This is a genomic window from Actinoplanes sp. NBRC 101535, from assembly GCF_030269225.1.
GTDB lineage: Bacteria > Actinomycetota > Actinomycetes > Mycobacteriales > Micromonosporaceae > Actinoplanes > Actinoplanes rectilineatus.
Genome location: NZ_BSSY01000001.1, coordinates 1,082,156 through 1,102,851 on the forward strand (window position 1 = coordinate 1,082,156; position 20,696 = coordinate 1,102,851).

The window sequence follows — 20,696 nt, forward strand, 5'->3', positions numbered from 1 at the left end:
CTTGACATGGCGATGACAAAGGGTCGACGCTGCTGGGAGCGCTCCCACATGTATGCCCATCGATGGAAGGGTCTCGCATGCGCAGGTCCCTCGGCGGCGCGCTGGTCGCCGCCCTGGTGTTCGGTGCCACCGCGGTCGCCGTGGCCACCGGACCGCTCGCCGCCACCGCGGCCCCCACCGAGCCGTACACCTGGAAGAACGTCCGCATCGACGGCGGCGGCTTCGTCCCCGGCATCGTCTTCAACCCGGGCGAGAAGGACCTGATCTACGCCCGCACCGACATCGGCGGCGCCTACCGCTGGAACCCCGCCGCCCAGAGCTGGACCCCACTGCTGGACTGGGTCGGCCAGGACGACTGGGGACACAACGGCGTGCTGAGCATCGCCCCCGACCCGGTCGCCACCAACCGGGTCTACGCGGCCGTCGGCATGTACACCAACAGCTGGGACCCGAACAACGGCGCCATCCTGCGCTCCACCGACAAGGGCGCCACCTGGCAGCGCACCGCCCTGCCGTTCAAGGTCGGCGGGAACATGCCCGGCCGTGGCATGGGCGAACGCCTCGCCGTCGACCCGCGTGACAACCGCAACGTCTACTTCGCGGCCGAGGGCGGCAACGGTCTCTGGCGCAGCACCGACCACGGCGTCACCTGGGCGGAGGTGAGCAACTTCCCGAACGCCGGCAATTACGTGCAGGACCCCGCCGACACCAACGGCTACCTCAGCCAGAACCAGGGCCTGACCTGGGTCACCTTCGACCCGGCGTCGACCGCCGTCTACGTCGGCGTGGCCGACAAGGAGAACCCGGTCTACCGCTCGCTCGACTCCGGCGCCACCTGGGAACGCATCGCCGGCCAGCCCACCGGGTACCTCGCGCACAAGGGCGTCGTCCAGGGGAAATACCTGTTCATCGCGACCAGCGACACCGGCGGGCCCTACGACGGCACCGCCGGTCAGGTCGCCCGCCTGGACACCACCACCGGCGTCTGGACCGACATCTCGCCGACCCCGGTCGCCGACCGGTACTACGGCTACTCCGGCCTCACCGTCGACGCCCAGAGACCCGGCACGCTGATGGTCGCCACCCAGATCTCCTGGTGGCCCGACGCGATCTTCTTCCGCAGCACCGACTACGGCGCCACGTGGACCCGCGCCTGGGACTGGAACGGCTACCCCAACCGGACCAAGCGCTACACCATGGACATCAGCGCGAACCCGTGGCTGGACTTCAACAGCACCGCCCAGGCCCCCGAGGAGAGCCCCAAACTTGGCTGGATGAACGAGTCCCTCGCCATCGACCCGTTCGACTCCAACCGCCTGCTCTACGGCACCGGCGCCACCGTTTACAGCACCACCCGGCTGACCGACTGGGACAGCAACACCACGGTCACCATCAAGCCGATGGCCAAGGGCCTCGAGGAGACCGCCGTCCTCGACCTGGCCAGCCCGCCCAGCGGCGCGCCCCTGGTCAGCGCACTCGGCGACGTCGGCGGCTTCCACCACGCCGACCTGGACGCGGTGCAGCCCCACTTCCACGACACCCCCAGCCTTGGCAGCAACACCAGCCTGGACTTCGCCGAACTCGACCCGAGCTTCTTCGTCCGGGTCGGCAACAACACCGCCGCCCCGCACATCGGGATCTCGGGCGACGGCGGCAAAACCTGGTACCAGGGGCAGGAACCGTCCGGCGTCACCGGCGGCGGCACGATCGCCGTCGGTGCCGACGCCGGCTCGCTCGTCTGGTCACCGGCCGGCGCCGCCGTGCACTACTCCAGCAGCCGGGGCGGCTCCTGGTCGGCCTCCAGCGGCATCCCGGCCGGCGCGAAGGTCGAGGCCGACAGGTCCGACCCCAAGACCTTCTACGGGTACGCCGCCGGCAGGTTCTACTGGAGCACCGACGGGGGCGTCACGTTCACCGCGTCGGCGGCCACCATGCCGGCGACCGGGCGGGTCAACTTCCACGCCGTCCCCGGAGCCGCCGGCGAGGTGTGGCTGGCCGGCGAGACCGGACTGCTGCGGTCGGTGGACTCCGGGCGTACCTTCACCTCGGTTGCGACAGTGACCGAAGGCATCAACGTGGCCTTCGGCAAGGGCGCGCCGGGCGCATCGCGGCCGGCGGTGTTCCTGGTCGGCACGGTCGACGGGGTGGACGGCGTGTACCGCTCCGACAACGACGGCGCCTACTGGGTGCGGATCAACGACGACGCCCACCGGTACGGGAACGCCGGCGACGCCCTGGCCGGGGACCCGCGGGTCTACGGCCGGGTCTACCTGGGCACCAACGGGCGCGGCATCCTCTACGCGGACCGGGCCGGCGGCCCCACCTCGCCGACGCCCTCCACGTCCCCGTCCGCCTCCACGTCCCCGTCTTCATCCGCCTCGCCGTCGACTTCGGTCTCACCCTCCACGTCCACGTCGCCGAGCCCGTCCACCTCGCCCAGCCCGTCCACCTCGCCCAGCCCGTCCACCTCGCCCAGCCCGTCCACCTCGCCCAGCCCGTCCACCTCGCCGTCCACCGGCTCCGGGTGCACGGCGACCTACGCGGTGACCGGGTCGTGGAGCGGCGGCTTCCAGGGTGAGGTGACGGTCCGCAACGCCGGGACCGCGGCGATCACCGGCTGGACCGTGACATGGGCCTTCACCGGCGGGCAGACCGTCACCCAGAGCTGGGGCGGCACCGCCACCCAGTCCGGCACGGCGGTCAGCGTCGTCAACGCCTCCTACAACGGCGCACTCGCGTCCGGGGCCTCCACCACCTTCGGATTCCTCGGCGGCACCACCGGCACCACCAACCCCGTCCCGTCGCCCGTCACCTGCACCACCAGGTAGTCCCGCAGTCCCTTCCCCGCAGTCCGGTCCCGGTGGCGTCCGCCGCCGCCGGGACCGGCGGAAAGGAACCCCCCTTGAGACCGTTCCCCCGAAGCAGGCTGCTCCCCGGAAGCAGAGAGTTCCGCCTGCGCCGCAGACTCGCCGTCACCGGCGTCGCCGTCCTCGGCGCCGGTGCGGCCCTGGCAGCCGGGGCACCCGCCTACGCGGCGGCCGGCTGCACCGTCGTCTACAAGGTGCAGAGCCAGTGGTCCGGTGGCTTCACCGGCGACATCGCGATCACCAACACCGGCGACCCGGTGTCCAGCTGGAAACTCGAATACGACTTCCCGGACGCCAACCAGAAGGTGACCCAGGGCTGGAGCGGCGTGTACGCCCAGTCCGGCCAGCACGTCACCGTGAACAACGCGACCTGGAACGGCACCCTGGCCACCGGCGCGTCGGTCAGCACCGGGTTCAACGCCACCGCCGGCTCCGCCAACCCGGTGCCCACCGCGTTCAGCGTCAACGGGACCGCCTGCAACGGCGCGGCGGCCGCACCCACCGTGCAGATCACCGGGCCGGCCGCGAACACCCGGTACACCGCCCCGGCGTCCATCCCGATCACCGCCACCGCGGCGGCGGCCACCGGACAGACGATCAGCCGGGTCGAGTTCTACCACGACGGCCTGCTGCTGGGCAGCGACACCACCGCGCCGTACGCGTACACCTGGAGCGGTGTTCCGGCGCAGAGCGCCGCCTACCACGTGCAGGCGGTCTCCTACGACGGCACCGGCGCCCGCAGCACCACCGCCGACGTGCCGGTCTTCGTGGACGCGTCGACCACCCCGGCGATCGTCAGCAGCGCCACCTCGGTCACCGTCGCCCCCGGTGCCTCGTCCACGTTCACGCTGAAACTGCCGGCCGCACCGACGGCCAACGTCAGCGTGGCGGTGGCCCGGACCGCGGGCAGCACCACGGTCAGCGCCACCCCGGCGACCCTGACGTTCACCCCGTCGAACTGGAACACCGCGCAGACCGTCACGGTCGCCGCGACCTCGGCGGCCACCTCCGGCCTGTCGGCGACCCTGGCCGCCAGCGCCACCGGGTACACCACCGCGCAGGTCGGCGTCTCGGTCGTCGACGCGGGCGCGGTCGACGCCCGGTTCACCCAGCTCTACAACGACATCAAGAACCCGGCCAACGGCTACTTCAGCCCCGAGGGCGTGCCGTACCACTCGATCGAGACGCTGATCGACGAGGCGCCCGACCACGGCCACGAGACCACCAGCGAGGCGTTCAGCTACTGGCTGTGGTTGGAGGCCGAACACGGGCAGTCGACCGGGGACTGGGCGCCGTTCAACGCCTCCTGGGCGATCATGGAGAAGTACATCATCCCGTCGCACGCCGACCAGCCGACGAACGCCAACTACAACCCCGCCAAACCGGCCACGTACGCGGCCGAGCACCCGCAGCCGTCGCAGTACCCGTCGCAGCTCGACACCAGCGTCAGCGTCGGGACGGACCCCCTCGCGGCGGAGCTGAAGACGGCGTACGGCACCGACGACATCTACGGCATGCACTGGCTGCTCGACGTGGACAACACGTACGGGTTCGGCCACTGCGGTGACGGGACGACCCGGGTCGCGTACATCAACACGTTCCAGCGCGGGCCGCAGGAGTCGACGTGGGAGACCGTCCCGCAGCCGTCCTGCGACACGTTCGCGCACGGCGGCCCGAACGGCTACCTCGACCTGTTCACCAAGGACGCCTCGTACGCCAAACAGTGGAAGTACACCAACGCCCCGGACGCCGACGCCCGGGTCGTGCAGGTCGCCTACTGGGCCCTGCAGTGGGCCACCGAGCAGGGCAAGCAGTCGCAGCTCTCGTCGGCCGTGGCGAACGCCGCCAAGATGGGCGACTACCTGCGCTACTCGTTCTACGACAAGTACTTCAAACAGCCCGGCTGCGCGTCGACCAGCTGCGCCGCGGGCACCGGCAAGAACGCCTCGAGCAACCTGATGTCCTGGTACTACGCCTGGGGCGGCGCGTACGACACCAGCGCCGGCTGGGCGTGGCGGATCGGCTCGTCGACCAGCCACTTCGGTTACCAGAACCCGATGGCCGCGTACATCCTGTCCAACGTCAGCGCCTTCAGCCCGAAGTCGCCGACCGCGAAGGCCGACTGGCAGGCCAGCCTCGACCGGCAGCTCGAGTTCTACCAGTGGCTGCAGTCGTCCGAGGGCGCCATCGCCGGTGGCGCGACGAACAGCTGGAACGGCGACTACTCGGCACGGCCGTCCGGCACGCCGACCTTCTACGGACTGGCCTACGTCGAGGCCCCCGTCTACGAGGACCCGCCGTCCAACCGGTGGTTCGGCATGCAGGCCTGGTCCCTGGAACGGCTCGCCGAGCTGTACTACGTGACCGGCAACGCCAAGGCCAAGGCGGTACTCGACAAGTGGGTGCCGTGGGCGCTGGCCAACACCACGATCAGCGCGACCGACTTCCAGATCCCGTCCGACCTGGCCTGGACCGGAGCACCCGCCACCTGGAACCCGTCCAGCCCGGCGGCCAACACCGGCCTGCACGTCAGCGTCGTCAACCACAGCCGTGACCTGGGCGTCGCCGGCTCGTACGCCAAACTGCTGACCTACTACGCGGCCAAGTCCGGCAACACGCAGGCGAAGACGGCGGCCAAGGGGCTGCTCGACGCGATCTGGGCGTACAAGGACAGCAAGGGTGTGTCGGTCTCCGAGACCCGGGCCGACTACAACCGGTTCGACGACGTCTACAACGCCTCCACCGGCCAGGGCATCTACATCCCGCCGGGCTGGACCGGCGAGATGCCCAACGGTGACGTCATCAAGCCGGGCGTCTCGTTCCTGGACATCCGCTCCTTCTACCGCGACGACCCGGACTTCCCGAAGGTCCAGGCCTACCTGAACGGCGGCGCCGCACCGACCTTCAACTACCACCGGTTCTGGGCCCAGGTCGACGTCGCCACCGGCTACGCCGACTACGCCCGGCTGTTCCCGCAGGGGTGATGACATGAGAAAGCTGAGATTCCTGGCGGTGCTCCTGTTCGCCGCCGCGGTCGGCATCGTCGCCCTGCCCGGGGCGGCCGAGGCGCACGGCGCGCTGCAGATGCCCGGTAGCCGGACCTGGCTGTGCTACCAGGACGGGCGTAACCCGAACACCGGTGCGATCGAGCCGAAGAACGCGGCGTGCGCGGCGGCGGTGGCGCAGAGCGGGACGAACTCGCTCTACAACTGGTTCGCGGTGCTGCGCTCGGACGGCGCGGGCCGGGTCAGCGGGTTCCTGCCCGACGGCCAGCTGTGCAGCGGCGGGACCGGCGGGCCGTACAACTTCACCGGGTTCAACCTGGGCCGCACCGACTGGCCGCTCACCCACCTGACCTCCGGTGCGACGGTGGAGTTCAAGTACAACAACTGGGCCCGGCACCCGGGTACGTTCTCGCTCTACATCACCAAGGACGGGTACGACCCGACGAAGCCGCTGGCCTGGAGCGACCTCGAGCCGACCCCGTTCGACCAGGTGACCAACCCGGCGGAGACCGGCGGGCCGGGCACCGACGACGGCCATTACTACTGGAACGGTCAGCTGCCGGCCGGCAAGACCGGCAAGCACCTGATCTACTCGGTGTGGGCGCGGTCGGACAGCCAGGAGACGTTCTACGGCTGCTCGGACGTGATCTTCGACGGCGGCAACGGTGAGGTCACCGGGGTCGGCACCACGCCCAGCTCGCCGACGCCGTCGGCCTCCACCACCACGAACCCGCCCAGCGGCGCCGGCTGCTCCGCGATGTACAACATCGTCTCGGCGTGGACCGGCGGCTTCCAGGCCGAGGTGATGGTGCACGCCGCGGAGACCGCGGTGAACGGCTGGACGGTCTCCTGGACGTGGCCGGGGACGCAGACCCTGGCGTCGGCCTGGAGCGGCAAGGCGACCAGCAGCGGTTCGCTGGTCAGCGTGGCCAACGAGAACTGGAACGCGTCGGTCCCGGCCGGTGGGCACGTCACGTTCGGCCTGCTCGGATCCGGGACGGCCCCGCCGCAGGTGAACAACCTGACCTGTACGGCGGCCTGATCTGTACGGCGGCCTGATCTGTACGGCGGCCTGATCTGTACGGCGGGCTGACCTGTTCGTCATGGTCCGACCCGCACGGCGGCCGGGCCATGACGACGGCCCGACCTGTTCGTCATGGCCCGACCCGCATGACGGCCGGGCCATGACGACGGCCTGACCGCCGGGGATCTCGCGGCGCGCCCACCGACGTGCCGCGGGGTCCCCCGGTCGGGGTCGTCCGGACGTCGTCCCCCGGTCTGCGGAGACCGCTTGACGGCTCCGGACAGCAATCCGTACGTTACCGACATAACGCAGATAAGACTCACCCCCGACCGCTTCCGGTGGCAGGAACTCCGCCGGGGCCTGACCCGGCGCACCCTGCTGCTGGCCGGCGCGGGCGCCACCGCCCTGGCCGCCACCCCCGGCTCCGCCGGACAACGCGACCCGGTCGCCGACCGGCGCCGCCGGGTCTGCTCCTGGGCCACCGCCCCGACCGCCGTTGCCGCCGGCCGGGCGACCACCGTCACCGACGTGACCCTGCGCCAGATCGTGCACCTGAGCACCGGCGGAGACCAACCGTGCGTCATGGTGACCAACGAGTTCGGCACCCGCCCGATACGGATCGGCGGCGCCCGGATCGGCCGCCGCACCGGCTCGGTGACCAGCACCGACATGCTGGCCGGCACCGGCCGTGACCTCACCTTCGACGGGTCGCCCACGGTGACCGTCCCGGCCGGCGGCACCGTGCAGAGCGACCCCGCAGGCCTGGACCTGCCACCCGCCGCGGACCTGATCGTCGACCTGTACCTGCCGGACCGCACCGAACTCGGCACGATCAGCCCGAAGGCGTACCAGACCAACCTGATCTGCCCCGGCGACGTCACCGGCGCGGCCGAGGTGTCCGGCGCCCCGGTCAGCCAGTTCCTGCTCCTAGCCGCGGTCACCGTCCGCACCGACCGGAACGCTGCGGCCGTCGTGGCGTTCGGCGACTCGATCACCGCCGGTGCCCGCACCCGCAACAACGTCAACCACCGCTGGCCCGACCTGCTCGCCGCCCGCCTCCGGCACGCCGGCCTGGACCGGGCCGTACTCAACACCGGGATCAGCGGCAACCGGCTGCTCACCGGCTCGGACGGGCCCACCGGCCAGGCCCCCGACGAGGCGCACGTCGGCCCGTCCGGCCTGGACCGCCTGGACCGGGACGCGCTCACCCTGCCCGGCGCCCGCTACCTGATCACCCTGCTCGGTGTGAACGACCTCGGCCACGTACCGTCGGCGAGCGCCGACGACCTGATCACCGCGCACCGGCAGGTGATCGCCCGCGCCCGGATCGCCGGACTGGCCGTCCTCGGCGGGACACTGCTGCCGTTCGGCGGCGCCCGCGCCCTCTACGACAACCGGGCCAACCGGGCCCGGCGGGAGACGTTCAACGCCTGGATCCGGTACGGCGGCGAATGCGACGGCGTGATCGACTTCGCGGCGGCGGTGCTGGACCCGGACGAACACGGGCGGCTGCGGCCGGACTACGACAGCGGCGACCACCTGCACCCGAACGAGGCGGGCATGGGCGCGCTGGCCGACGCGGTGCCGCTGGACCTGTTCGCCTGAGCCGCCCGGGGCCGGCCTCGTTGGCTGGCCTCGCGCGGACTCGCTTGCCCGGGCTGCTCGCGCGGAACGCTTGCCCGGAACGCTTGCCCGGACCGCTCGCTCGGACTTGCTCGCGCGGACCGCTCGCCCGACCACTTGTTCGGACCGTTCGCCCGGACTTGCTTGCGCGGACTGCTCGCCCCGACCGCTTGCTCGGACCGCTCTCGAGCTTTCTGTCCGGGCTGTTCGCCCGGCGTTCGGATAGAGCTGCGTGATGCGCCGCCGGGTGGTGCGGCGGAAAGTTGGGAGCGCCCACGACCCCCCGTGAGCCCCGTGGACGCCGGACCATGGTGACGATCATGGTTTGCAAAACGTTTGCATCGTGGGCGATCGTGTGGACTCGGCGGTACGGAGTGCCCACGGGAGACGAAAGCGGATGCAGTGGCAGTTACTCGGACAGATGCGATTGATCGGCGAGGGCGGCACGGCCGTCGACCTCGGTCCGGGCAAACAGCGCTGCGTGCTCGCCGCCCTGCTGCTCACTCCGCGCCAGGTGGTGCCGGCGAGCACGATCATCGACCGGGTCTGGGGTGACGCGCCGCCGCGCTCGGGTACGCCGGTCGCCCCGTACGCCACCCGCCTGCGCCGCATCCTGGGCGGCATCAACACCGGCATCAACACCGGCATCAACACCGGCACCGGCACCGGCACCGGCACCGGCAACCAGGACATCCTGCGCTGGACGTCCGGGGGCTACCTGATCGACTGCGACCCGGATCAGGTCGACCTGCACCGGGCCCGCCGGCTGGTGTCCGAGGCCCGCGCCGCCGAGGACACCGGCGACGACCGGCACGCCACCGCCCTGCTGCTGCGGGCACTGTCCGGGTGGGAGGACCCGGCCCTGGCCGGAGTACCGGGCCCCTGGGCCGGACGGGTCCGCGACGCGCTCGGCCGGGAACGCCTGGACGTCCTCGCGCGCCTCGGGCGTACCGCGCTGCGGCTGGGGCGCGCCGACGAGGTGGCCGAGCGGCTCGGGCCGTACGCCGATGCCCACCCCACCGTCGAAGGCCTGGCCGCCGCGCTGATGAACGCGCTCGTGGTGGCGGGCCGGCCGGCCCAGGCGCTGGAGACGTTCGCGCGGACCCGGGACGCCATCGCCGACGAACTAGGCAGCGAACCGGGACCGGAACTGATCGCCCTGCACACCCGGATCCTGCGCGGGGACACGGCCTATCCGGCGCCCCGTCCGGGAGCGCCCGCCCAGTTGCCGGCGGACGCGGTCGCGTTCACCGGGCGGCGCAGGGAACTCGCACTGGTAGACCAGGTTCTGACGGGAGGCCGGGCGCTGTCCGGAGGCCAGGCCCTGACCGGAGAGCGGGCGCTGTCCGGAGGCCGGGCGCGGTCCGGTGGCCAGGCCCTGACCGGAGAGCGGGCGCTGTCCGGAGGCCGGGCGCGGTCCGGTGGCCAGGCCCTGACCGAAGAGCGGGCGCTGTTCGGAGACCAAGCCCTGTTCGGAGTGCGGGCGCTGGTCGGAGGCCAGGATCTGACCGGAGAACAGGCACTGATCGGCTCCGGCCCGCGGGTCGTGGCGATCACCGGGCCTCCCGGTGTGGGCAAGTCGGCGCTCGCCGTGCACTGGGGGCACCGCGCCCGGAGACGGTTCCCGGACGGCCAGCTCTATCTGAACCTGCGCGGCTTCGACTCCGGCGGCGCGGTGATGACACCCGAGGAGGCGGCCCGCACCCTGCTGGCGGCGCTGGCCCCGGACCGGCCCGCGCCGCCGGGACTCGACGCCCGCACGGGCCTGCTGCGCAGCATGCTCGCTGGGCGCCGGACGCTGCTGGTGCTCGACAACGCACGGGACTCCGGGCACGTACGGCCACTGCTGCCCGGCTCCGGCGGCTGCGTCGTGGTGGTCACCAGCCGGGACCGGCTGGCCGGGCTGGTCGCCTCGCCGGGAGCACTGCCGGTGCCGCTGGAGCCGCTGGACGACGGCGAAGCACAGGAACTGCTCGCCGGACGCCTGGGGACGGGACGCCTGGCGGCCGAACCGGGCATGGCGGCGACCCTGGCCGCGGCGACGGCGGGACTGCCGCTGGCACTCGTGACGGTCGCGGCGCGGGCGGCGCTCCGGGCCGGCCAGCCGCTGGCACAGGTGGCGGCGGAACTGGCGGCGTCCCGGCTGGACGGGATGCGCAGCACGGACGCGGCTACCGACCCGCGGACGGTGTTCTCGTGGTCGTACCGGGCACTGAGCCCGGCGGCGGCACGGCTGTTCCGGTTGATCGGCGTACATCCCGGGCCGGACATCTCGGTGGCCGCCGCCAGGGCACTGAACGGTTCGGGTGGGGACGGCGATTCCGGCGGTGGGAGTCGCTCGGGTGTTCTCGGGGTGTCCGGCGGTGGGAGTCGCTTGGATGTTCTCGGGGTGTCCGGCGGTTCTGAGAGCGTCGACGAAGAGCGGATGGCCGGCGGGCTCGGCGGGGCGGACGGGACCGATCGCGGGCCGTACCAGGTGGAAGAACTGCTGCAAGCTACCGGTGGGGCTGCCGGTGAGGCCGTCGGCGGGGTTGCCGCGAGTACGGTCGGGACCGAGGATGCGCTTGCCGAACTGGTCGCCGCCAGCCTCATCAGTGAGCACCGGCCGGGGCGGTTCGTCACGCACGATCTGCTCCGCGCGTACGCCGAAGATCTCTCGACCCTGGCGGAGAACGGCCCGGCGGTGCGCCGCCTGCTGGACCACTATCTGCACACCGGCCATGCGGCGGCACTGCTGCTGGACCCGCAGCGGGAGCCGTTGCGGCTGGGCGTGCCGGTGGACGGGGCGGAACCGGAGAGCCTGGACGGGGAGGCGGCGGCGCTGGAGTGGTTCACGGCCGAGCATGCCACGCTGATGGCGCTGATCCAGCTCGCCGCGGAGAGTTCCGGAACCGGCCGATCGTCCGACGGGCGTGCGCTGCCCCGACCCCGCCGGTCGGCTGAGCTCGGTGGTGAGCCGGGGCCTCACCACGTGGGGGCTCCGGCCGGGGCTGAGCACGGCTGGCAGCTGCCGTGGGCGATGCTCGACTTCCTGGACCGGCAGGGGCACTGGGACGACTGGATCACCGCGGGGCGGATCGCGGTCACCGCCGCCCGGCGCAGTGGCGCGATCCGGGCTGAGGGGCTCGCCCAGCGCAGTCTGGCCCGCGGGTACGTACAGGTCGGCCGGTACGACGAGGCCGAGCCGCACTATCACGAGGCGGACCGGCTCTACCAGGCCGCGGACGATCCGGCCGGGCGGGCGCACACCCTGTTCAGCATGAGCTGGATGCGGGAGCAGCAGGGACGCCACGACGACTGTCTGCGGTACACCACCGAGGCGCTCGACCTGTACCGGCGGGCCGGGCACCGGGTCGGCGAGGCGCGGGCACTCAACGCGCTCGGCTGGTACCTCGGACAGCTCGGCCACCACGACCTCACCCTGGAGCACTGCGGGCAGGCGCTGGAGTTGCAGCGCGAGCTCGGCGACCGCTACGGGCAGGCGGCGGCCTGGGACAGCATCGGCTGGGCCCGCCACCAGCGGGGCGATCACGGACCGGCGGTGGACGCCTACCGGCAGGCGCTCGACCTGTACGTGGAGGCGGGAGACCTGCTCGGTGAGGCGGAGATCCGCGAGCATCTGGGGGACGCGTTCGCCGCCGCCGGGAAACGGGCGGCGGCGGACGAACAGTTCGCGCTGGCGCTCGCACTGCTGGAGAAGCTGGACCATCCGGGGGCGGCCACCCTGCGCGCGAAGGCCGGCCCGTCAACCGGGTGAACCGCCGTGACACGCGGGACGGTTCCTGGTCGTGCTGGTTCGTGAGGTGCGTCGTGCCGGTTCGTGAGGTGCGTTGTGCTGGTTCGTTAGGTGCGTCGTGCCGGTTCGTGAGGTGCGACGGGTCAGTCCGTGAAGCGCGACGGGTCACCGGCGCCCGTCCGCAGCACCTCCGGGACGCCACCGGACAGGTCGATCACCGTGGTCGGCTCGGTACCGCACTCGCCGGAGTCGACGACCGCATCCACCACGTGATCCAGCGCCTCCTTGATCTCCCAGCCCTGCGTCATCGGCTCCGCCTCGCCGGGCAGCAGCAGCGTGCTGGAGACCAGCGGCTCACCCCACTCGGCGAGGATCGCCTGGGCGGTGGTGTGCGCGGTGATGCGTACCCCCACGGTCTTCTTCCTGGGGTGCAGCAGCCGTCGCGGCACCTCCTTCGTCGCGGGCAGGATGAAGGTGAACGGCCCCGGCGTCGCGGCCTTCACGGCCCGGAACAGCGCGTTGTTGATCTGCACGAACTGGCCCAGCTGCGCGAAGTCGTGGCACATCAGCGTGAAATGGTGCCGGTCGTCCAGGTGCCGGATCGCACGGATCCGGTCGATGCCGTCCTTGTTGCCCATCCGGCTGCCGAGTGCGAAGCACGAATCGGTCGGATAGGCGATCAGCCCGTCGCCGCGGATCAGATCCACGATCTGGTGGATGCTGCGCGGTTGCGGATTGTCCGGGTGCACGTCGAAGTACTTGGCCACTCGACGCAGCTTAGGCTCCGGAGATGGAGACCGTTCACCGACCGGCCGTTCGGGTGATCTGCATCGACGTCGACGGCCGGATCCTGCTGATGAACTGGGAAGACCCGACCGACGGCCACCGCCTCTGGGAGCCGCCGGGTGGCGGCATCGACCCCGGGGAGACACCACTGGAAACGGCCCGCCGGGAATTGATGGAGGAGACCGGCCTCGATCCGGGGGCCATTCTCCCCGGCTACGTCGAGGTCCATCGGGATTCCGTGTGGAAAGGGCGCCGGATGACCGGGCCGGAACAGTTCTTCCGGGCCAGGTTCGCCACGTCCAGGCCGTTGGTGGTCAAGGACGGGCTTCTGGAGTACGAGGTGAGCGAACTGCGGGCCGTCGCATGGGTCGACCCGGCTGAACTGGCGGCGTTGACCGATCCGGTCGAACCGCCTGGCCTGCGGGAACTCTTGGATTCGGACTGGCCGTAGTAGCGGATCGGCGATCTTGGTGCGCGCCGCCCGGGCATAGCGGTCGGGACGGGGGAAGCTTGCGGTGAGTCGTACAGGTGTTCGAAGATGGGGGTGTGCGGGAGGTTGTCGAGAAGTTGAGTGAGGCGGCGTCGGCGTGTGCCGAGGCGCCGTTGTGGCCGTTGCCGGACGCGGAGCTGCTGGGGTTCCTCAACGGCGTCTACCAGGCCCAGCAGGTGCTCCACGCCGCGCTGCTGCACGCGGTCCGCGAGGTGGAGGGTCGCGGCATCCCTCAGAAGGAGAACGTGGCCACCGCGAACATGTGGATGCGCACCCGGTTGCTGATCACCTCCCGGGAGGCCGGCGGGCTGCTCGCCCAGGCCCGACTGCTCGACGCCGACCCGACGGTGGACGCCCTCGTCAAAGCCGGCGAGGTCAACGCGTCGCAGCTGGCAGTGATCAGTTCGGTCCTCGGCGAACTGCCGGCGAGCCTGGACGCGGAGAGCAGACTCCAGGCGAGCCGGCTGCTCGGTGACTGGGCGCCGGTCCTCGACCCGGTCGAACTGCGCCGTGCCGGGAACCGGATCCTCGCCCACGTCGAGCCCGACGAGGGCGACACCGCGGAGGAGGAGCGATTGCGGCGGCGCGAGCGGGACGTGCATGCCCACCGATACTTCACGCTCAGCCCGCTCGGCGACGGGCGGATCAGCCTGCGGGGCATGCTGGACGCCGAGTCCGCCGCGGTGGTGAGCGCCGCCCTGGACCCGCTGTGCAGCCCCGCGGGCGCGGCGGCCGAACAGGCCGAGACAGGCGAGGCGCGGACCCCGGAACAGCGCCGGGCGGACGCGCTGGTGGAGATCTGTCGCGGGATGCTGGCCGGCGGCACGCTTCCGGAGAACGGCGGCGACCGTCCCCAGGTGACCGTGACTGCCGCCTTCGACGTGTTGAAGGGCGAGTTGACGTCCGGCGTGCTCGACGACGGTGAACCGGTGTCGGCGTCCACCGTCCGCCGGATGGCCTGCGACGCGCGGCTCCTCCCCCTGGTCATGGACGGGCCGGGCCAGGTGCTGGACGCGGGCCGGACCCGGCGACTCGTCAGTGGTTCGCTGCGCCAGGCGCTCGTCGCCAGGGATCGCGGGTGTACGTTCCCGGGCTGCGACCGGCCGTCGCGGTGGTGCGACGGCCACCATGTGCGGCCGTGGTCCGAGGGCGGAACGACGGACCTGGGCAACGTCACGCTGCTGTGCGGCTATCACCATCGGGTGGTGCACGACGCGAACAGCGGCTGGGAGGTGCGGATGGGCGACGACGGACATCCGGAGTTCCTGCCGCCGCCCCACCTGGACCCGGCCCGCCGGCCGCGCCGCAACCAGTTCCACCGGCGGACGTGAGGGGCGGGCGGGGCCAGCGGGGTGGGAGCGGTGGGAGCGATAGGAGCGATAGGAGTGGTGGGACTGATGGGAGCGGTGGGAGTGGTGAGGCGGCCAGTGTGCGAGTCAGGCTGCGGGTATCGGGTCGTGGCATGCCGTCTAGGGTGACATCAGGGCGTGAGTCGGAGCGTGACGTTGGGTGGCAGTTTGCCGGCCGGGGTGACATCAGGGCGTGAGTCGGAGCGTGGCGTCGGGTCGCGGCATGCCGTCCGGGGTGACATCAAGGCGCGAGTCAGACCGGGGCGTCGGGTGGCAGCATGTCGCCGGAGGCGGCGTCACAGTGTGTGAGCCAAGCCGCTGCGTCGGGTGGCAGCATGCCGTCGGGCGTGAGAGGCGAGCTGGTCAGAAGAAGATCGCCGGGCGGGAGCGGCCGCATGCCCATGGCCACGACGAGAGAGAAGCGGGGGCGGCGGGCTGTCAGGCGCGCGTCGTGATCGACGGACCACACGACCGGATCGTCGGGGGAGAGGACGGCATCGGATCCGATAGCGGTAGCGCGGGCTGTTCCGTTGTCGTTGCGGCTGCGGCTGCGGCTGCGGCTGCGGCTGCGGCTGTCGCTGTGGCTGTCGGCGCCTGCGTAAGCGCAGGCACCGGTGGCCTGGGCGGGGCGCGGCGTGGTGAACGCGGAGTCGGATCCGCCATGAGTAGGAGAACTCGTCAGCGGCGTGCCGTGGAGTTGCCGGCGTAACGCGATAGCGGCCCGCACGAGCGGCAGCGTGGGCGAGTCGAGGTGATCACCCCAACCGTCGGGTACGGGAAGCCAGGGTTGCCGTGAACGGGGTGTCCGCTCGTCCGGTGCCGGTGCCGGTGCCGGTGCCGGTGCGGGTGCCGGTGCCGGTGCCAGCTCCGATTCCCTCGGTTCCCCCGAATCCAGTTCCGGCGCCGGTTCCCCCGGTTCCCTCGGTTCCCCCGGTTCCGGTTCCGGTTTCGGTCTGTCTTCGTGCTCGGGACGGTGTGACTCGTCGTCGGTTGTCGCCGAGGAGAAGCCGTAGGTGCCGGCCGGTGAGCGGGTCCAGGGCAGCGGCACGCGGCAGCCGTCCCGGGACGTGCCGGACCGGAGCCAGGCCGGGTCCTGGCGGGCGTCCGGGGGTACGTCCACTTCGGGTAGGCCGTACTCCTGCCCCTGATACAGGTACGCCGCACCGGGCAGGCCCAGCACCGTCAGCACGGCGGCACGGGCGCGGGCCTCGTTGCCGTAGCGGGTCGGGGTGCGTACCACGTCATGGTTCTCGACCACCCAGGTGACCGGAGAGTGGCGCAGCAGCCGGTCCCCGGTATCGCGCCACGTACCGGCGTCCCACGGCGCGAGCAGGAACGCGAAAGCGAACGACTGGTGCAACCGGTCGGGGCCGACATAGCGGGCGGCGAGCTCGGGTTCCAGGTTCACCTCACCGATCAGTGCCCGCGGCGGGTCGTAGGAGTCCGCGATCGTCCGCCACCGCCGGTACACGCCGGTCACCTCGGGCTGGTCGCAGGCGAGCGGGTTGGCGCGCAGCCGCCCCGGCTGTATCCGGGCGAGGTCCTCGGCCGGCAGGGACGGTAGCCCGGGCGCCTTGAACAGGCCGTGCGCCACGTCGATGCGGACACCGTCCACGCCCCGGTCGAACCAGAAACGCAGCACGTCGTCGAAGAACGGGGCGGTGCGCGGGTCGCGCCAGTTCCAGTCGGGCTGTTCGGGGGCGTACAGGTGCAGGTACCAGGAACCGTCTGGAGTCTGCGTCCAGGCGGGACCGCCGAACACGCTGGGCCAATTATTGGGCGGTCGGTCCGCGGGCGCGGCGAAATGGAAACGGGCCCTGGCCGCGGCGTCCCCGACCACCGCGGCCCGGAACAGCGGGTGTTCCGACGAGCAGTGGTTGGGGACGATGTCGATGATGAGGCGCAGGCCCCGTTCGTGGGCACGGGTCAGCATGTCGTCGAACGTGGCGAGATCACCGAACAGCGGGTCGACGCCGGTGTAGTCGCTGACGTCGTACCCATGATCTGCCTGTGGAGACGGCTGGAAGGGCGTCACCCAGATCGCGTCGGCACCCAGGCCGGCGATGTGATCGAGGTGGGCCGTCAGGCCCGCGAGATCGCCCACCCCGTCGCCGGACGCGTCCGCGAAGGACCGGGGGTAGACCTGGTAGACGACGCCGTCTCGCCACCACTCGCCGTCCACGGCGGACAACCGGCCTGGCAACCGGCCTGGCAACCGGCCTGACAACCGGCCGGACGACTGACGAGCCTGCCGTGTTGATCGCTCACAGCGCCGACCAGACGACTGGCCTGGCAACTGACCGGACAACCGGCCGGGCTACCGGCGGCGGCCTTGCAGGCGGGTGAGGAGGCTGCGCAGGCGCTGCTGGTTCTCGGGTTTGGCGAGCTGGCGGCGACCCTGCTCGACCAGACGGCGGCCGCGGGGACTGTTCAGGAACGTTTGGATGCGCTGCGTGAAGGTGGGCATACCTCCAGTGTGCCCGTCTCCGTCCAGGAACCGTGGCGCGCGCCGAAGATCAGGACGATGCTGAGGACCGGATCCGTGCTGCAACACGTGAGGAGCTACGCCGTGGAGACCGAACTGTTCATCGCCGGCAAGTGGGTGCCCGCCACCGCGGGAGGCCGCTTCGACGTGCTCGACCCGGCGAGCGGCGAGGTGATCGCCTCGGTTGCCGACGGTGGGGAGGCGGACGCGATCGCCGCCGTGGACGCTGCGGCCGCGGCGGGCCCGGCCTGGGCGGCGACCCCTCCGAGGGTACGTTCGGAAGCGCTCCGTAAGGCGTTCGAGCTGATGACGGCCCGCGCCGACGAGCTGGCCCGGCTGATCAGCCTGGAGAACGGCAAGGCTCTCACCGACGCGAAGGGCGAGGTGGCGTACGCGGCGGAGTTCTTCCGCTGGTTCGCCGAGGAGGCGGTCCGGGGCGAGGGGGTCGTGGCGACCGCGCCGTCCGGGGCGAACCGGATCCTAGTGGTCCGCCAGCCGGTCGGCGTGTGCGTACTCGTGACGCCCTGGAACTTCCCGGCCGCGATGGCCACCCGCAAGATCGGGCCGGCGCTCGCCGCGGGCTGCACGGTGGTTCTCAAACCGGCCAGCGACACGCCGCTGACGGCGCTGGCGATGGCGGCGATCCTGGCCGAGGCAGGCGTCCCCGAGGGTGTGGTGAACGTGTTGCCGTCGCGCAGTTCCGGCAAGGTGGTCGCGGCGATGCTGCGCGACGCCCGGGTCCGCAAACTGTCGTTCACCGGTTCGACCGAGGTGGGCCGGACACTGCTCGCCCAGGCCGCGGAGAACGTGGTGAACACGTCGATGGAGCTGGGTGGCAACGCGCCGTTCGTGGTCTTCGGGGACGCCGACCTGGACGCCGCTGTCGAGGGCGCGATGCTCGCGAAGATGCGCAACGGCGGTGAGGCGTGCACCGCGGCGAACCGGTTCTACGTCGAGTCCACGGTGGCCCCGGAGTTCTCCCGACGGCTGGCGCAGCGGATGTCCGCCCTGGTGGTCGGTCCGGGCACGGACGAGGCGACGCAGGTCGGGCCGCTGGTCAACGAGGACACCGTGGCGAAGGTGGACGGCCTGGTGCGGTCCGCGCTGGACGCCGGCGCGGAGGCGATCACCGGTGGTGCCCGGCCGTCCGGTCCGGGGTTCTACTACCCGCCGACGGTGCTCACCGGGGTGGCCGCGGACGCGCCGATCCTGCGCGAGGAGATCTTCGGGCCGGTCGCGCCGATCGTGACGTTCAGCGGCGAGGACGAAGCGGTACGCCTGGCCAACGACACCGAGTTCGGCCTGGTGGCGTACGTGTACACCGGTGACCTGGCGCGCGGTCTGCGGGTGAGCGAGGCGATCGAGGCGGGCATGGTGGGCCTGAACCGGGGCCTGGTGAGTGACCCGGCGGCCCCGTTCGGCGGCGTGAAGCAGAGCGGCATCGGCAGGGAGGGCGGGCACGAGGGCCTGCTGGAGTACCTCGAGTCGAAGTACATCGCCGTCAACTGGTGATCTCTTTACGCATCCGGGCCAGCGGCACGGGCACCCCCGTACGGTCGTCCGCCAGGCGTTCGACGACGGTGAACCCGGCCGCCGTGTAGAGGGGCTCGCCGGACAGGGTGGCCATCAGGTCCAGGGACCGGAAGCCCTCGGCCGCGGCTGCCTGCTCGCACGCGGCGAGCACCATCCGCCCGATCCCGCGTCGGGCGTGGTCCGGGTGCGTGTACATCGCCCGCACCCGGGCCGCGTCCCGTGCCGGGTCGAGCAGCGCGGCGTCCCGCCCGGCGGAGTGGTCCCCGCCGTAGAGCGTGGCCCGGCGGCTCCAGCCCCCGCACCCGACCGCCGTCCCGCCGGGCTCCTCGACCACGAAGTACGTCCCGTCGTCGATGAGCTGCGTGTCCAGACCCATGATCGCCTGACTGGCGGCGATCTGTTCCGGACTGAGGAACGCCTTCTGCAGCTCCGCGATCGCGGCACCCATCACTTCGCGCAGCGCCGGGACGTCGTCCGGAGTCGCTCTCCTGATCACCAGTGTCATGCCGTCATTCTGCGATGACCCGCGCTCTCTGTGGCGGCGAGGTCGTTCCAAATCCGCGACCTGACGGGCGGGGATCTGGCGGATCAGGCAGGCCGTGACGCGGGCCGCCGTGAACTGGACGACCTCGGGGTGTGGGCCGACTTGTGTGGACCGAAAGTCATATCGAGGGGTGGCCGGCATGTGGTGGACCGAGAGTCATATCGAGGGGTGTCCGGCTTGTGGTGGACCGAGAGTCATATCGAGGGGTGTCCGGCTTGTGGCGGACCGAGAGTCATACCGAGGGGTGTCCGGCTTGTGGTGGACGAGAGTTATGCCGACATGCAGTCGACGCTGGTGGTGCGCGGTACCGCCCCGATCGACGACCCGTCCCGGCAGGTCGGCCCCTCGACCTGAAGGGCATCGTGCTCGCCTACACGGGCGGCGCGGCGGAGCCTCGGCGGGTCCTGGAGCGCCAGTCATGAGTGGCACGGGGACGACGGGTACGAGCGGCACGACCACGGGGAGGCGACGATGTGCTGGTGCTGGTGCTGGTGCTGGTGCTGGTGCTGGTGCTGGTGCTGGTGCTGGTGCTGGTGCTGGTGATGGCGTTGACGTTGACGTTGACGATGGCGGTGGCGCTGCTGATCGTGGGCGCTGTGCAGATGGATGCTCCGCTGATGATTCGCCCGTTGCTGGCTGGCCCGACGACGACCCCGACGGTGGCCGATTTTGATCGGGCGGAGCGGCTCGACTTCGACGTCGACAGCGGGCGGATGAGTGTCCTTCGGGAGCACTCGCCGACCGGTGGGTGGGTGCTCAGCAACCGGACGGTGGACGCGCCCGGGGCGGTGCTCACCGGGCCGGTCGATCGCACCAAGTGCGGCCGGCGCCTGGGTCAGGGCGCTTCGAAGGCCTGCTCCGCGTGGCTCGGCGAGCGGGGTCTGCGCCAGGAGCTGGTCTACGTGCCGAGCACCCGGTTCTGGTCGTTGCCATGGCGGGAGTTCGGCATCCGGGTTGCGCCGGCCGGGCTTCCGGTCGGTCTTGCCGTCTGGCGGGTACGCCGCGGCCTGTCGTGAAGTGATCAGCCTGAGCCCTGCTTTCCCGTGAACGGCAAAATTTGTTCCGGAAACGTGCGGACCTCGGCTCTCGTTAATTGTTGCCGCACCCAACAAAAGGGTGGCGCCGACCGTAGGGGTAAACCTGCACGGAAAAGCTTGCCCAAGGAGCAAAAGAGTAGAGCGAACACCTCCTCGAGGTGCCGCACCGATCAAGATCAAAATGGCGTGTGACGGACCCCCGGCACTGCGAGAAATG

At 71.4% G+C, this 20,696-nt stretch carries 13 protein-coding genes; 9 read left to right on the forward strand and 4 right to left on the reverse strand.

Annotated features, from left to right (window positions below; translation table 11 throughout):
- Nucleotides 1-77: 77 nt before the first annotated feature.
- The 5 genes from QSK32_RS04695 (at nt 78) to QSK32_RS04715 (ending at nt 12,276) form a co-directional block, all read left to right on the forward strand.
- Nucleotides 78-2,828, forward strand: coding sequence for a cellulose binding domain-containing protein (locus tag QSK32_RS04695; RefSeq protein WP_285471282.1), 2,751 nt, complete (start codon nt 78-80; stop codon nt 2,826-2,828).
- A 98-nt stretch (nt 2,829-2,926) separates the two neighbouring features.
- Nucleotides 2,927-5,851: a glycoside hydrolase family 48 protein gene (locus tag QSK32_RS04700; protein WP_425394675.1), complete on the forward strand. Its 2,925-nt coding sequence runs from the start codon at nt 2,927-2,929 to the stop codon at nt 5,849-5,851.
- 4 nt (nt 5,852-5,855) lie between these two features.
- On the forward strand, nt 5,856-6,914 hold the full coding sequence (locus QSK32_RS04705) for a lytic polysaccharide monooxygenase auxiliary activity family 9 protein (RefSeq protein ID WP_045745575.1): 1,059 nt from the start codon (nt 5,856-5,858) through the stop codon (nt 6,912-6,914).
- A 249-nt stretch (nt 6,915-7,163) separates the two neighbouring features.
- Nucleotides 7,164-8,501 carry an SGNH/GDSL hydrolase family protein gene (locus QSK32_RS04710; protein WP_285471283.1) on the forward strand — a complete coding sequence of 446 codons (1,338 nt, stop codon included), beginning with the start codon at nt 7,164-7,166 and terminating at the stop codon, nt 8,499-8,501.
- Between the two features lie 415 nt (nt 8,502-8,916).
- Nucleotides 8,917-12,276 carry an AfsR/SARP family transcriptional regulator gene (locus QSK32_RS04715; protein ID WP_285471284.1) on the forward strand — a complete coding sequence of 1,120 codons (3,360 nt, stop codon included), beginning with the start codon at nt 8,917-8,919 and terminating at the stop codon, nt 12,274-12,276.
- Nucleotides 12,277-12,398: 122 nt separating this feature from the next.
- On the opposite strand, the gene QSK32_RS04720 is transcribed toward QSK32_RS04715, so the two are convergent.
- A complete protein-coding gene (locus tag QSK32_RS04720; RefSeq protein ID WP_045745577.1) occupies nt 12,399-13,022 on the reverse strand; it encodes an L-threonylcarbamoyladenylate synthase in 624 nt (207 codons plus the stop codon).
- Between the two features lie 23 nt (nt 13,023-13,045).
- Between QSK32_RS04720 and QSK32_RS04725 the strand changes: the two genes are divergently transcribed.
- Both QSK32_RS04725 and QSK32_RS04730 read left to right on the forward strand, forming a co-directional pair.
- Nucleotides 13,046-13,492 (forward strand): NUDIX hydrolase, encoded by a 447-nt coding sequence (locus QSK32_RS04725; protein WP_045745578.1) that lies wholly within the window; start codon nt 13,046-13,048, stop codon nt 13,490-13,492.
- A 95-nt stretch (nt 13,493-13,587) separates the two neighbouring features.
- Nucleotides 13,588-14,862: an HNH endonuclease signature motif containing protein gene (locus tag QSK32_RS04730; protein ID WP_285471285.1), complete on the forward strand. Its 1,275-nt coding sequence runs from the start codon at nt 13,588-13,590 to the stop codon at nt 14,860-14,862.
- A 271-nt stretch (nt 14,863-15,133) separates the two neighbouring features.
- On the opposite strand, the gene QSK32_RS04735 is transcribed toward QSK32_RS04730, so the two are convergent.
- Entirely contained in the window at nt 15,134-17,062 is a 1,929-nt protein-coding gene (locus QSK32_RS04735; protein ID WP_285471342.1) for an alpha-amylase family glycosyl hydrolase, read from the reverse strand.
- Nucleotides 17,063-17,197: 135 nt separating this feature from the next.
- Entirely contained in the window at nt 17,198-17,347 is a 150-nt protein-coding gene (locus QSK32_RS04740; protein WP_169792503.1) for a hypothetical protein, read from the reverse strand.
- 102 nt (nt 17,348-17,449) lie between these two features.
- On the opposite strand from QSK32_RS04740, the gene QSK32_RS04745 reads away from it, so the two are divergent.
- The gene (locus tag QSK32_RS04745) at nt 17,450-18,877 is read left to right on the forward strand and encodes an NAD-dependent succinate-semialdehyde dehydrogenase (RefSeq protein WP_083449388.1); all 1,428 of its coding nucleotides are present in this window, start codon (nt 17,450-17,452) and stop codon (nt 18,875-18,877) included.
- Here QSK32_RS04745 and QSK32_RS04750 read toward each other — a convergent pair.
- Nucleotides 18,867-19,403, reverse strand: coding sequence for a GNAT family N-acetyltransferase (locus QSK32_RS04750; RefSeq protein ID WP_285471286.1), 537 nt, complete (start codon nt 19,401-19,403; stop codon nt 18,867-18,869). The two genes, QSK32_RS04745 and QSK32_RS04750, sit on opposite strands and share 11 nt — an antisense overlap.
- A 512-nt stretch (nt 19,404-19,915) precedes the next feature.
- Between QSK32_RS04750 and QSK32_RS04755 the strand changes: the two genes are divergently transcribed.
- Nucleotides 19,916-20,458 carry a hypothetical protein gene (locus QSK32_RS04755; protein WP_285471287.1) on the forward strand — a complete coding sequence of 181 codons (543 nt, stop codon included), beginning with the start codon at nt 19,916-19,918 and terminating at the stop codon, nt 20,456-20,458.
- The last annotated feature ends 238 nt before the right edge of the window (nt 20,459-20,696 follow it).